This is a genomic window from Atopobiaceae bacterium (assembly GCA_022483015.1).
Classification (GTDB): domain Bacteria; phylum Actinomycetota; class Coriobacteriia; order Coriobacteriales; family Atopobiaceae; genus JALCUE01.
In genome coordinates, this window is the sequence record JAKVOB010000001.1 from 1,698,044 (window position 1) to 1,712,182 (window position 14,139).

A 14,139-nucleotide genomic window follows, 5' to 3' on the forward strand; every position below is an offset into this window, starting at 1 on the left:
ATACCCGCAGGTTCCCTCACACGTCAACCCGTCGGTGGTGGCATTGTGACCGCGCGCTCACGAGACCACCTCGTAGAGAGGTACGTCCGACTGCGGGTCGTCTATCGCGGTCACCTTCCCCTCGGAGTCGAAGGTGACCGTGACGGTACGGGTGTCCGTCGAGGTGACTCCGGCATAGGCTTCACCCATCCTGCTCCAGTCCCAGGTCACCGTGAAGGTGACACCGACCGTGAGGTCGCCGGTCGAGGTGGCGGTCGGGTCCCCCACAAGCGTACGCGTCAGCTGCTCGAGCTCGTCGGAGTTGATCGAGTTGGTCCGCCCCTTCTTCACGACCGCATACCACAGGTCATGGTCGCTCGGATATGCGGCGGAGACGGAGGTGGCAAGGTAGGGACGAATCGCCGTACCTATGACCGCCCCATTTGACTGCGTGGGGTCGCAGGAATAGATGGCCTGTATGACCTTGGTGGCCACATCGAGCTCAGCGGCCGACTGCGGACGGATCACCGTGAGGTTCACGGTCGACCCCGGCGTGACCTCCGTTCCTGCCGTAATGTCGCTCGCGATGACAGTACCCTCCACCTGGGAGGCATCGGTCGCAACGACATAGGTCACCTTCGTCTGCAGCTGCTCCGCGGCAAGCGCAGCCGTGGCATCGGCCTCGCTGAGCCCTATGAGCGTCGGGACCTTCGAGGCTCTGGCGACGGTGAGGCTCACGGTATCAGTGGACGAGAGCTGGGTGCCCGAGGCGACCGAGGATGCCGTGACCGTCCCGGCCGTCTCGGCAGAGATCTCCTCGTCGATCGTGCACGAGACACCTTGCGCCTTCACGGCAGCCCGGGCCTCCGAAGAGGTCTTCCCCACAACGTCAGGCATGGTACGGGCCAGGGAGACCTTGAGCGTGATGTCGGTATGCTCAGGCAGGCGCCCTGAAGCCGGCGACTGCGAGATCACGAACCCAGGCTGTCCGTCTGCCAGCACGTCCTCCTGCGTCACAGAGAATCCGAGGTCCTCAAGGTCCGAGGCGGCGCGCTCGGCGCGCCAGCCTGTGACGTCCGGCGCGGTGACACCTCCCAGCAGCTCAGCGTTCCAAGCAAGCGCGACCACGGCCGCAATCGCGGCGAGCACGATCACGATGGCAACGAAGACCCTGAAGCGCCGCGGCTTCTGCCTTCCGGCATCGCGCACGAGCCCTTCGGCCTGGGCGCGAGAGTCAGCGGCCCGCCTTACGCCATCCTTGGCACCGGGGCCTACAGATCCTTGGGTCAGGTTGGCGCCGCATTTCGGGCATCGGACGGGGAGGATGTCGCCTTCGAGCTCATGTCCGCACTTGGGGCATTTCATCAGACGACCTCCTCACTACGGCCTCTTCGCTAGTTTGCGACGATGTTCACGAGCTTGCCAGGGACGACGATGACCTTCCGGACCGTCTTGCCCTCGAGGTGCGACGCGACCGCCGCCTTGGCAGCCTCCTCGCAGGTAGGTCGGTCTGCGTCGGCAGCGACACTGACATGTCCTCGGACCTTGCCCATGACCTGCACGGCGAGCTCGATCGTGGAGGCCTTTGCCTGCTCCGGATCGAACAGGGGCCACGGCTCGTTGTAGACGGAGCCCTCATGGCCCAGCGCCTCATGGAAGAGCTCCTCTGACCAATGGGGGCAGATGGGAGCCATGCAGTCCACGACCGCCTCGGCCACGCGGGCGCACAGCGCCGAGTCGCGAGACTCCGGGACGACATCGTTGACGTAGAGGCTTGCGGCGTTCACAAGCTCCATGATCGAGGATATCGCCGTGTTGAACTGCATGCGATCGAAGTCCTCCGAGCACTTGATGCCCAAGCCGTTCAGGCTTCGGTTGAGCTCGGCGGAACGCGAGTCGAGCGCGTCCGGGTCGACGGAGGCCGACGGGTCTGCCGTGCGTGCGAGCTCCCAGACGATCCTCCAGGCGCGCTTGAGGAAGCGGTTGCAGCCCGCGACGGCCTTGTCGTCCCACGCGAAGTCCTTCTCGGGAGGCGCGATGAACAGGATGGCAAGACGCATCGTGTCCGCACCATAGGGGTCGATGACCGAGCTCGGCGCCACGACGTTACCCAGCGACTTCGACATCGTGACCCCATTGGAGTCCTTGACCATCCCCTGACAGAGGAGGTTCTGGAACGGCTCGTCGCAATCGATGAGGCCGAGGTCACGAAGGACCTTGGTCCAGAAGCGGGAGTAGAGCAGGTGCAGGATGGCATGCTCGATGCCGCCGATGTAGTTGTCGACGGGCATCCAGCGGTCGACGGCCTCCTTCGAGAAGGGCAGCTCGTCGTTGTGAGGGTCACAATAGCGCAGATAGTACCAGCTCGAGCAGGTGAAGGTGTCCATGGTGTCTGTCTCGCGGCGGGCAGGTCTGCCACAGACGGGGCATGTGGTCTCATAGAACTCGGGACACTGGTCCAGGGTCTGGCCGGCAGAGAGGTCGAGGTCCTCTGGAAGCGTCACCGGCAGCTGGTCCTCTGGCACCGGTACGATGCCGCAATGGTCACAGTGGACGGCCGGGATGGGATTCCCCCAGTACCGCTGACGAGAGATGAGCCAGTCGCGGAGGCGGAAGTTGACGGTTCGCTTGCCCATGCCCCGGCCCTGGAGCCACTCGATCATGGCCGACTCCGCAGGCGAGTGCTTGCCGCCGACCATGCCCGTGAACTGCCCGGACTGGATGAGCGTGCCCTCGGCGTCCATGGCATGGTCCCAGTCGACGTCGGTGACCTCGAGGTCGGTCACGTCCTTCAGCTGCTGGTAGAGGGGATCGTCGGTCGTCGCGATGATGGGAGGGACCGGCAGGCCGTACTTGCGGGCGAAGTCGAAGTCACGCTGGTCGCCGCAGGGTACTGCCATGACCGCACCCGTACCGTAGTCCATGAGCACGTAGTCGGCGACCCAGATGGGTACAGGGCTGGCCGTTCACCGGGTTGATGGCGAAGCGTCCTGTGGGGGCACCGTGCTTCTCGCGCTCGCTCCCCTGCCGCTCGATGGCGGTGGCCGTGGCGGCCTCCTCCTGGAGCTCGCGCACGCCTGCCTCGTACTCGGTCCCCGACACGAGCTCGTCGACCATGGGGTGCTCAGGTGAGAGCAGGAAGAACGAGCAGCCGAAGAGGGTGTCAGGCGCGGGTCGTGAAGACCTTGAAGGTGGTGTCGGTAGGTGTCACGCCATCGGTGTCCGCGAGCGTGAAGACGACCTCGGCGCCCTCTGAGCGCCCGATCCAGTTGCGCTGCATCTGCTTGACGCGGTCGGGCCAGCCGGGGAGCTTGTCGAGGTCGTCAAGCAGCTCCTGGGCATAGTCCGTGATCTTGAGGTACCACTGCTCGAGGTCACGCTTCTCGGGAATCGAGCCGCACCGCCAGCAACGCCCCTCCGTGACCTGCTCGTTGGCGAGCACGGTCTTGCATGTGGGACACCAGTTGACGGGTGACTTATCGCGATAGACGAGGCCCTTCTCCCACATCTTCAGGAAGATCCACTGGCCCCACTTGTAGTAGTCAGGGGTCACATGTGCGGACCATGCGGTCGTAGTCGTACGAGAAGCCCATGCGACGCATCGTGGCGATGGCGTTGTCCATGTTCTCGTAGGTCCACTTCTTGGCCTGCGTGTTGTGCTTGATCGCTGCGTTCTCGGCAGGAAGGCCGAAGGCGTCGAAGCCCATGGGGTGGAGGACGTCATATCCGCGCATGCGAGCCTGGCGGGCGACCGCGTCCCCGATGGAGTAGTTGCGGGCATGGCCCATGTGAAGGTCGCCTGAAGGGTACGGGAACATCTCGAGCACATACTTCTTGGGCTTAGCGGGGTCCTCGTCGGTGCGATAGAGGTCCTCCTCATCCCAGATGCGCTGCCACTTCTCCTCGATGGCATGTGCGTCGTAGACCGGATAGCTGCCACCGGCGTCATCGGTGGGAACGTCTGCCTCCACGTTGTCTTCTGCCACGATCTTCCTTCCCTATGGCGACACCTGACCCTGCGGGCCGAGGTCGCACGATGATGTCTGTACGGACCTACGAGCGGAAGTTGACGCTCACCTGCTGGTTGGCGTCCTTCAGGACGACGTCGTGCGCCCCGCCCTCGACGAGCGAGGTCGACGAGACGAGCGTCATCTTGGCCTTGTCACGTAGCTCCGGTAGCGTGAGCGCGCCACAGTTGCACATCGTCGAACGCACCTTGAGCAGGGAGTTGTTGACGTTATCCTTGAGCGGTCCGGCGTAGGGCACGTAGGAGTCGACACCCTCCTCGAAGCTGAGCTTCTTGGCGCCGCCCATGTCGTAGCGCTGCCAGTTGCGGGCACGACTGGAGCCCTCGCCCCAGTACTCCTTCATGTAGGAGCCGTTCACGTTGACGCGCCTCGTGGGGCTCTCGTCGAAGCGAGCGAAGTAGCGACCGAGCATGAGGAAGTCGGCACCCATGGCGAGGGCGAGCGTCATGTGGTAGTCGTAGACGATGCCGCCGTCCGAGCAGACCGGTACGTAGATTCCCGTCTCCTCGAAGTAGTCGTCACGTGCACGGCAGACATCGATGAGGGCACTCGCCTGGCCGCGACCGATGCCCTTCTGCTCGCGGGTGATGCAGATGGAGCCGCCACCGATGCCGACCTTCACGAAGTCAGCGCCGCTCTCGGCCAGGAACCGGAAGCCCTCGGCATCGACCACGTTGCCCTGCACCGACCTTGACGGAGTCCCCGTAGGTCTTGCGGATCCAGTCGATGGTGAGCTTCTGCCACTCGGAGAAGCCCTCGGAGGAGTCGATGCAGAGCACGTCGGCACCGGCGTCAACGAGCATCGGAACGCGGGTCTCGTAGTCACGCGTGTTGATGCCAGCCCCCACCAGATAGCGCTTGTGGGCATCGAGCAGCTCGTCAGGGTTCGACTTATGCGAGTCATAGTCCTTGCGGAAGACCAGGCCGACGAGGTTGCCATCGGCGTCCACACAGGGCAGCTGGTTGAGCTTGTTCTCCCAGATGATGTCATTGGCGGTCTTCAGGGTGACCTCGGGGCCACCCACTATGAGCTTCTCGAGCGGCGTCATGAAGTCACGCACGAGGCTCGCCCGGTCATCACGGGAGGGACGGTAGTCACGCGAGGTAACGATGCCAACGAGCCTGCCATGGGAGGTGCCGTCCTCGGTGACGGGCATCGTCGAATGGTCAGTCTGCTCCTTGAGCTCCATGACCTGGGCGAGCGTCATGTCTGGCGTGAGGGTCGAGTCGCTCTCGACGAACCCTGCCTTGTAGCTCTTGACCTCCTCGACCATGGCCGCCTCGGACTCCGCGGACTGGGAGCCGAAGATGAAGGAGAGGCCGCCCTCCTGGGCGAGCGACACGGCGAGCTTCGGCCCGGAGACGGCCTGCATGATGGCAGACACCATGGGGACGTTGAGCTGGATGGGAGACTCCTCGCCGCGGCGGAACCTCACCAGGGGGGTTCGGAGGCTCACGTTGGCCGGTATGCACTCCGAGGAGGAATAACCAGGTACCAAGAGGTACTCAGAGAATGTGTGGGCTTCACCCTCGAAGAACTGTGCCATGCCAGGCTCCTTGCGCTCGTAATCGACAGGTCGGCCCAATGGGCCATATAATCCCAGCGATTGTAGCGCATCGGGGGCCTTCTAGGCTTCGCTCGTGGTTCCCTCCTTGGCTCCTTCGCTCATGACGTCGTCGAACGACACGGAGACCATGTGCTTGGTGGGAACCCACTCCACCTTCTTGAACAGGGCCACGACCGTGATGGGCACGTAGGTCATCATGAAGAGCGGGAAGGTGAACAGGTTGGTGAAGATGCGCAGGCGGCTCTTGGAATGGATGTGCTTTCTCTCAGAGATGGTCGTGATGAGCGCCAGCACGAAGAAGACGACGTACATCGAGAGGAACGTCATCACCAGCGAGCCCACGCACATCCCGATCTCGGAGGACGTGGCCAGGAACCCATGCGAGGCCGTGCCTAGGACGAGGTAGATGCCGTTCACGAACGTCGAGAGCAGCGTGAGGATCATGCCGGGGGCGATGGTCATGAGCATGTCGTAGCTCGAGAAGTGGCCATGGCCTATCCCGCGCATGAGGTCCCTCCCATACGAGAAGAACACCTGGTAGAACCCCTTGGTCCAACGAAGGCGCTGAATCCAGGACTGAGAGAACGTGATGGGCTGCTCGTCGTAGAACTCAGCAGGTGCGAACCCGATCGTGATGTTGTTCGAGTTGCAGAAGGTCGAGAACTGGATGTCCTCAGTCAGGGTATGGAAGTTCCACCCGTGCATGCCTCGCACGATCTTGGACGAGACGAGCCAACCGGACCCCGAGATGGCGCAGCTCGTATGGAGCAGCATACGAGCGTTGTTGAGATACTTCGCCTCGCGCATGAACCACGTCGCGTTGGCGGCCGAGACACCCAGCTCGAGTCGAAGTTCTTCGAGTTGCGATAGCTCGTGCACACGAGGTATCCCGCATCGAAGGCCTGGTTCATGATGGTGACGTAGTTAGGGGCCAGCAGGTTGTCCGCATCGAAGACGATGAACGCCTCATAGCGGTCGCCGTACTCGTCGAGGATCCGGTTGAACCCATAGTCGAGCACCCAGCTCTTGCCCTTGCGCGCGAGGTCGTTACGCTCGTAGACGATGGCTCCCGCCGCGCGCGCCTCCTCGGCCGTCCTGTCGTTGCAGGCATCCGCGACCACGAACGTGTCGATGAGGTCTGCCGGATAGTCCTGGGCCTTGATCGACCTGACGAGGTTGCCGATCACCGGTTCCTCGTTGTGGGCCGCGATGAAGAAGGCATACCGGTGCTGCCTCTTGGCCTCAGGCAACTTCACGGTGCCACGGCGCCACACCACGATGATGTAGACGAACTGGTAGAAGAAGGCGAAGGTGAAGAACGCCCACACGATGATGTTGAAGATGACGATGGGCGTGAGGCCCAGCCGATTCAATTCCACGCTACGCTCCCTGACGAGAGTCCGGATCCGACACTTCGCCCGCGACGAGGGCGGGCGCGATGCGCTCCCCCGCCTCGGTTCGGCCCATGGAGCGACCAGAGAGTGATTCTAGCGCACGAGAGAGGTCGCCCGGGAGGCTGTCGGTAAGCTTCACTGGTTCCCCAGTCACGGGATGGTCGAAGCCGATGCTCCAGGAATGCAGGAACTGCCTGGTAAGGCCGAGGTTCTCGCGCCCGTCCCCATGCCCGTAGAGCTGGTCACCCACGACGTCGTGGTTGATGTGCCGCATATGCACCCTGATCTGGTGCGTCCGACCCGTGTAGAGATGGCACTCGAGAAGGGAGTACCCCTCGTCACGGCGTCCGGCCTCGAAGCGCTCGAGCGTCCGGAAGGTCGTGATGGCCTCGCGCGAGGAGGGACCGTCAGCCACGCACATGCGCAGACGGTCACGGCTCGAACGTGCGATGGGGGCAACGACCTGTCCCTCGTCAGGCGCCACATACCCCTGCACGAGCACCACGTAACGTCGGTCGAGCACCCTCAGGCGTATGAGGTCCTGGAGCGCCTTGGCCGTGGCGTCATCATGGGCGCAGACCATGAGGCCCGAGGTGTCCATGTCGAGCCGGTGCACGATGCCCGGACGGTCCTCGCCCTGCACATGCGAGAGGTGCTCCTCCCCATAGCGGGCGACCAAGGCGTTGGCGAGGGTATCGGCCTCATGCCCGGGGCTCGGGTGGCAGACGAGACCCGCCTGCTTCGAGATGACAATGAGGTAGGCGTCCTCGTAGCGCACGTCGATGGGTATCGGCACGGGAAGCAGTCCGCCACGCGGGCCCTCTTCCTCGATGGGAAGCATGACCTGCAGCTGGTCGCCTGGACGGAGGCGTTCGGACTTTGACGTGACGACGACGCCGTTCAAGCTCACACGCCCCTGCTCCACCAGATGGGCACAGGCGCTCCGTGAGGGGAGCCCCTCGACACCCGAGAGCCACGAGTCGACACGTACGCCGTCGGCATTCATCCCCGCCATACGGTTGACGACACGATCAGTCACGGTCGGAGCCCCCCGCATCCGCGACGCGCGAGTGGTCCCACACGAGCCATGAGACGATCACGGCCACTATGCCGCAGGTGACAGCGATGTCAGCCAGGTTGAAGACGGGGAAGTCGATGAAGCTCGTGGCGAGGTAGTCGACCACACGGCCGCTCGTGACCCGGTCGATGAGGTTACCGATGCCTCCGCCTGCCACACAGGCGAGCGAATAGACGACCGAGCTCGGCAGCTCCTCTCGGACGACCCAGACCGCCATGCCGACGACCAGCACGGCAGCGATCGCGACGAACACCCATCCGGCACCCTCGCCCAGGCTGAACGCCGCCCCCGTGTTGTAGACGAGGTCGAGGTCCATGACCCCGGGTATGAGAGAGACCCGCTGACCAGCGACCAGGGAGCCCTCCACGAGCCTCTTCAGCAGCTGGTCCGTGAGGGCTATGGCAGCCGCCACGGCAACATAGCGGTCGAGCCTATGGGCCCAGCCAGCCTCCGAGATACGGTAGTCGCTACTCGCAGCAGCCATCCGCGGCCTCCACGGCATCATGGCAACGAGGGCAGAGCCCATCCTTACCGACCTTGCGCCAGTTCCAGCAGCGCTCGCAGCGCTCGCCCTCGGCAGGCATGACCTCACATGAAAGGGAGTCACCTACCGCAAGGACGACCTCAGAGCACACGAGGACCTCGGCAAGGTCGGGGGCATCGGGACCAGTGAGCAGGTCATAGCCTTCCTGGGGCAGGACGACCTTCGCGCGGGCCGCCTGGGTGGTCTTCTCGGAGATCAGGCCCGAACCCACCGCCTCCTCGTAGGCCTTCGTGAAGGCAGCTCGTACCTCGAGCATGGCATCATAGCAGGGAACGAGGCGGTCGGCCTCTGCATCAGCCATGGGAGAGACGTACCAGTCAAGGAGGGCGGCACGCTCGCGACCATCACGGAGCGACTCGGGCACATAGCTCATGACCTCGTCGCAGGTGAATGCCAGGATGGGCTGGAGGTCATGGAGCAGCATCGAGAGGATCTGCCCCCAGCACGTCTGGGCGCTCCTCCGCGCGGCGCTGGTCCTCTCGCTGCAGTACATGCGGTCCTTGGTGGCGTTGAGGTAGCCGTTCGAGAGTTCCGTGATCACGAAGTCATAGAGCGTGCGGTAGACCACGTTGAACCGGTAGTCCGCATAGGCAGCGGCGACCTCCTCGTGCACCTTGGTGAGACGAGCCAGGACGAGACGGTCATAGGGGTCGAGCTCAGCCTCGGGGACGGTGTCACAGGTGGGGTCGAACTGCCCATCGAGCTCGCCGAGGAGGAAGCGGAACGTGTTACGGAAGCGACGATAGGCGTCCCCCACGTGGTCGAGGATGTCGTGATCGCAGGCGACGTCGGTGGACGTGTCGCAGGAGGCGACCCAGAGACGCACGATGTCGGCCCCACGCTCGTCGCAGACCTTGTTAGGGTCGATCACGTTGCCGACCGACTTGCTCATCTTGCGGCCCTTGCCGTCAAGCACGAACCCCTGGGACACGACCGACTTGAACGGGGCGCAGCCATAGGCGCCCACGCTCGTGAGCAGCGAGCTCTGGAACCAGCCACGGTGCTGGTCCGAGCCCTCGAGGTACATGTCCGCGGGGAACCTCAGCTCCGGTCTGTTGCCGAGGACGGCCGTGTGCGAGACGCCCGAGTCCCACCAGACGTCGAGGATGTCGGTGTCCGCCGTGAGGTGGTGCCCTCCGCACGAGGGGCAGGTGCAGGCATTCCCCAGGTAGCTTGCGGGGTCATCGGTGAACCAAGCATCCGAGCCCTTCTCGTGGAAGAGCTTGATGATGGCATCGAGCGTGTCGTCGTTCATGACCTTCTCGCCACAGTCTGCGCAGGTGAAGCTCGGAATGGGGACGCCCCAGCAGCGTTGGCGCGAGATGCACCAGTCAGGACGGCCCTCCACCATGGCGGTGATGCGCTTGGAGGCGTGGCTCGGGTACCAGCGCACGCTATGCTGGATGGCATCGAGCGCCTGGTCACGCAGGCCCGTCTTGTCCATCGAGACGAACCACTGGTCGGTGGCACGGAAGATGACCGGACGCTTGCAGCGCCAGCAGTGCGGGTACGAGTGCGTGATGTCGATGGCGGCCACGAGGGTGCCACGATCGCGCAGGAAGTCGATGACGTGCGGATTTGCCTCGTCGGTGTCCATGCCCGAGAAGGGGCCTCCGGTGCCGATGCCCTCTCCCTTGAAGAAGCGGCCGTCGTCATCGACGGGCATGACGAGCTCGAGGCCCCACTTCATGCCCGCGTTGTAGTCGTCGACGCCGTGGCCGGGAGCCGTGTGGACCACGCCCGTGCCGTCATCGAGGGTGACGTAGTCGGCCGTGATGAAGCGGCCCTCGAAGTCATCGAAGATGGGTTGCGTGTAGGTGTTCCCCACCAGGTCGTCACCCGTGGCATGCCACTCGGAGCCATTGACGCTCACGAGCTCGTAGTCCCAGCCCGCGAGCCCGCAGACCTTCTCGGCGAGCGCCGAGGCCATGATCTCGGCACGACCATCGTGGAGAACGGCGACGTAGTCGAACTCGGGCCCGAGGATGACGCCGGTGTCTGCCGGCATGGTCCAGGGCGTGGTCGTCCAGACCACGACGTCGACCTTGCCCGCGTAGGCCTCGAGGCCGGCTGGCACGCTCGTGAGGACGAAGCGCACGTAGATGGAGGGGCTCACCTCGTCGGAGTACTCGATTTCGGCCTCGGCGAGCGCGGTGTGGCAGTGCTTGCACCAATGGACCGGCTTGCGGCCGCGATAGATGGCGCCCTTGTCGAAGATCTTCTTGAAGATCTCGATGTCGGCCGCGTCGTAGTCGTTCACGAGCGTGAGGTAGGGGTGGTCCCAGTCGCCCAGCACGCCGAGACGCTTGAAGCCCTGACGCTGGATGTCGATGTTCTCGACCGCGAACTCGCGGCACATCGTGCGGACCTCGGGCGTGGGGGTCTCGTTGAACTTCTTGGTGCCGAGGGTCTCCTCGACCTTGTGCTCGATGGGCTGGCCGTGGCAGTCCCAGCCGGGGACATACGGCGTCTGATAGCCACGCATGGACCAATAGCGATTGATGATGTCCTTCGAGATCTTGTTGAGGGCATGTCCGATGTGGATGGGGCCATTGGCATACGGCGGGCCGTCGTGGAGGACGAACCGGGGATGGCCCTCGTTCTTCTTGAGCATCTGGGAGTAGACGTCGTCCTCGTACCAGCTCGCCAGCCGCTCAGGCTCACGCTTGGCAAGTCCCGCCCGCATGGGGAAGTCGGTCTTGGGAAGGTTCATGGTCTTCTTGAACGTGTTAGCCACTCGTGCGTCCTCTCGTCTGGGACGCCAAAAAAGGCGCCCGTCCCGTCGCAGCTGGGACGAAGCGCCTGCACGTTGCTTCGCTGACCACCCAGCGAGCGGAACCTCTCCGCTGTACTCGGCTGGCCTGTGACGGCGGCCACTCCGACGACGCCTACCGGCAGCGGATGCTGCGTTCGGGCCGTGGCTCCGGGGTGATCTTCGTCGGGATGCGCACGCGGGCTCACACCGTCCCCGCTCGCTCTTGGTACGCACGGCCCCGACTACTCGTCCCCATCGATGCCTTCGCAGGAACTATAGCACGCCCGCCCGCCTTCATGTGGGAGACGGGCGGGCGCAAGGCATCGACCATAGGCTTGGCGCTATCTCGCCCCAGCCAGGTACTTCCAATAGGAGAGGTCGCCGTAGAACTTATCGACGTCGACCTGCGAGCCATAGCCCGAGACGTAGGTCGTCGATGAGTACTGGAAGATCGTGGGGCTGGACCAGGACCCATACCCGTTGCCGTCGGTCCATGGGTCGGACTGATAGCCACTATGAGAGTCCATGTCCGCATATTGGGCCACCCAGAGGCCATACGAGCTGGAAACCGAGGACCAGTTGTACTCGCTCGTCACGGCCTTGCTGACATAGAGGAGCGCCCTCACGCCCGTGGTCTGATAGACCCGATTGAGGAAGGTGCTACACCAGGAGACGTCGCTGCCGGACCCGAACGTAGCGTTATCCCCGCCTTCCCAGTCAAGTGCCAGCACGGCAGAGCCGAGGACGCCGAGGCTCCTGGCACGCGCAACGAAATGGTCGGCCTCGGAGACCGCATCGCCGCCCTCGGCATAGTGGTAGAGGCCGACACCCTTTCCTGCCGAAACAGCGCCAGACAGCTGAGAGGACGCATAGGGGTTGTTGTATCCGGTGCCCTGGGTCGCCTTCACGATGATGAAGTCAGCTGATACTCCCGAGGTGTTCATGGACGACTGGTAACTCGCTATGTCGATGCCATCCATGCACTGCGAGACGGCGAGCAGATAGGCATCATTGTCCGCCCTATAGAGCACTCCGTCTGTGTGGATGTAAGCGTTCCTCAACGCATATCCCTCGCTGGTGGTGTAGTGGGCCCAGCCCGCCGTGGAGTAGCCGGTGACGCAGCCGTGGAAGGCGGCGGTCACGTAGTAGCGCTGGAGGCCCTGGCCGTAGGCGGAGCTCACGACCCAGCCCTCGGAGTTCGCCAGGCGCCCGTCGTTGTCGGCCAGGTAGGTGACGGTGCCGGAGGTGAGGTGGCCGCGCAGGACGTAGCCGGCGGAGGTGGCGTAGGCCCAGTACCCCGCGCCCTCGGAGGGCGAGACGAGCCTGGAGGCGGCCACGGAGCCGCCGGAGAGCCAGTAGCGCTGGAGCCCCTGGCCGAAGGCGGACGTCACGAGCCAGCCGGAGGCCTGGACGCGGCCGTCGTTGTCGGCGATGCGCCTCGCGCCGTCGGCGCAGGTCGCGGCACCGCGCAGGACGTAGCCCGCGGGGGTGGTGTAGTGGGCCCAGCCCGCCGTGGAGTAGCCGGTGACGCAGCCGTGCTTGGCGGCGGTCACGTAGTAGCGCTGGAGGCCCCTGGCCGTAGGCCGGAGCTCACGAGCCAGCCCTCGGAGTTCGCCAGGCGGCCGTCGTTGTCCGCCAGGTAGGTGACGGTGCCCGGAGGTGAGGTGGCCGCGCAGGACGTAGCCGGCGGGGGTGGTGTAGTGGGCCCAGCCCGCCGCGGAGTAGCCGGTGACGCAGCCGTGGCTTGGCGGCGGTCACGTAGTAGCGCTGGAGGCCCTGGCCGTAGGCGGAGCTCACGTGCCAGCCCTCGGAGTTCGCCAGGCGGCCCGTCGTTGTCTGCCAGGTAGGTGACGGTGCCGGAGGTGAGGTGGCCGCGCAGGACGTAGCCGGCGGGGGTGGTGTAGTGGGCCCAGCCCGCCGTGGAGTAGCCGTCGGTGCAGCCGTGCTTGGTCGAGTCCACGTAGTAGCGCTGGAGGCCCTGGCCGTAGGCGGAGCTCACGTGCCAGCCGGGCGACTCGAGCCTGCCGTCGTTGTCTGCCAGGTAGGTGACGCCGCCCTCCGTGTAGCGGCCGCGCACGACGTAGCCGTACCTGGTGGCGTAGGCCCAGTACCCGGCCTCGGAGGCCTTGACCAGCTCGGAGGACGCGAGGGCCTTGGTCGTGGTGTCGAGCCAGTAGCGCTGGAGGCCGTAGGTCTTGAAGGTGGAGTTGACGACCCAGCCGGAGGCACGGGAGCCGGAGGCGTCGTAGTAGTACCAGCGCGAGCCCTCCTGGACCCACTGGTCCCTGTACGCCTGCGTGGTGACGGTGGTGGTCGCGGCCTGGGTGGTGGCCGCCTGGGTGGTGGCCGCGGCCGTGGCGGGCTCGTCGTCCGTGGTGGCATCCGGTGTCGTGGCCGTGTCGGGCGTGGTGCCATCGGCGTCAGGCGTCGTCGTCCCGTCTGGCGTGGTGGCATCCGGTGTCGTGGCCGTGTCGGGCGTGGTGACATCGGCGTCAGGCGTCGTCGCCTCGTCGGGCGTGGTGGCGTCCGGCGTGGTCGGGGTCGTCGCCGTGTCGGACGTGGTGGCATCCGGCGTGGTCGCAGTGTCGGACGTCGTGGCATCCGGCGTGGTCGTGGTGGTCGCCGTGTCGGACGTCGTGGCATCCGGCGTGGTCGTGGTGGTCGCCGTGTCGGATGTCGTGGAATCGACGGCATCGGTGGTCGGGGTGGTGGCCGAGGTGGCCTGCTGGTCCTTCTCGGTCGTGTCAGCAGTCTTGGCCTCGTCGGCCGCCGAGCCACTCGCAGAGGCCATAT

Annotated in this window: 8 protein-coding genes and 2 pseudogenes; all 10 read right to left on the reverse strand. The window is 64.8% G+C overall.

Annotated features, from left to right (window positions below):
- Positions 1–57: 57 nt before the first annotated feature.
- On the reverse strand, positions 58–1,344 hold the full coding sequence (locus LKE50_07320; GenBank protein MCH3968407.1) for a PASTA domain-containing protein: 1,287 nt from the start codon (positions 1,342–1,344) through the stop codon (positions 58–60).
- Positions 1,345–1,373: 29 nt separating this feature from the next.
- Positions 1,374–3,950: pseudogene (gene leuS / locus LKE50_07325) on the reverse strand (leucine--tRNA ligase).
- A gap of 82 nt (positions 3,951–4,032) precedes the next feature.
- Positions 4,033–5,554, reverse strand: a pseudogene (locus LKE50_07330) (IMP dehydrogenase).
- Positions 5,555–5,635: 81 nt separating this feature from the next.
- Positions 5,636–6,349, reverse strand: a complete 714-nt coding sequence (locus LKE50_07335) for a glycosyltransferase family 2 protein (GenBank protein MCH3968408.1) — start codon at positions 6,347–6,349, stop codon at positions 5,636–5,638.
- Positions 6,253–6,954 (reverse strand): glycosyltransferase family 2 protein, encoded by a 702-nt coding sequence (locus LKE50_07340; GenBank protein ID MCH3968409.1) that lies wholly within the window; start codon positions 6,952–6,954, stop codon positions 6,253–6,255. Before LKE50_07340 ends, LKE50_07335 begins: the two co-directional genes overlap by 97 nt.
- Position 6,955: 1 nt before the next feature.
- Entirely contained in the window at positions 6,956–8,008 is a 1,053-nt protein-coding gene (locus LKE50_07345; protein MCH3968410.1) for an RluA family pseudouridine synthase, read from the reverse strand.
- Positions 8,001–8,531, reverse strand: a complete 531-nt coding sequence (gene lspA, locus LKE50_07350; protein MCH3968411.1) for a signal peptidase II — start codon at positions 8,529–8,531, stop codon at positions 8,001–8,003. Before lspA ends, LKE50_07345 begins: the two co-directional genes overlap by 8 nt.
- Positions 8,515–11,328 carry an isoleucine--tRNA ligase gene (gene ileS / locus LKE50_07355; GenBank protein MCH3968412.1) on the reverse strand — a complete coding sequence of 938 codons (2,814 nt, stop codon included), beginning with the start codon at positions 11,326–11,328 and terminating at the stop codon, positions 8,515–8,517. The genes lspA and ileS overlap by 17 nt, the downstream gene beginning before the upstream one ends.
- Before the next feature lie 359 nt (positions 11,329–11,687).
- The gene (locus LKE50_07360) at positions 11,688–12,899 is read right to left on the reverse strand and encodes a hypothetical protein (protein MCH3968413.1); all 1,212 of its coding nucleotides are present in this window, start codon (positions 12,897–12,899) and stop codon (positions 11,688–11,690) included.
- On the reverse strand, positions 12,896–14,137 hold the full coding sequence (locus LKE50_07365) for a hypothetical protein (GenBank protein ID MCH3968414.1): 1,242 nt from the start codon (positions 14,135–14,137) through the stop codon (positions 12,896–12,898). The genes LKE50_07360 and LKE50_07365 overlap by 4 nt, the downstream gene beginning before the upstream one ends.
- Positions 14,138–14,139: the final 2 nt, after the last annotated feature.

Bases quoted from the DNA above. Each gene is read 5' to 3' on its own strand.
- LKE50_07320 (MCH3968407.1), bottom strand. From the start codon at position 1,344: ATGAAATGCCCCAAGTGCGGACATGAGCTCGAAGGCGACATCCTCCCC.
- LKE50_07335 (MCH3968408.1), bottom strand. From the start codon at position 6,349: ATGCTGCTCCATACGAGCTGCGCCATCTCGGGGTCCGGTTGGCTCGTC.
- lspA (MCH3968411.1), bottom strand. From the start codon at position 8,531: ATGGCTGCTGCGAGTAGCGACTACCGTATCTCGGAGGCTGGCTGGGCC.
- LKE50_07365 (MCH3968414.1), bottom strand. From the start codon at position 14,137: ATGGCCTCTGCGAGTGGCTCGGCGGCCGACGAGGCCAAGACTGCTGAC.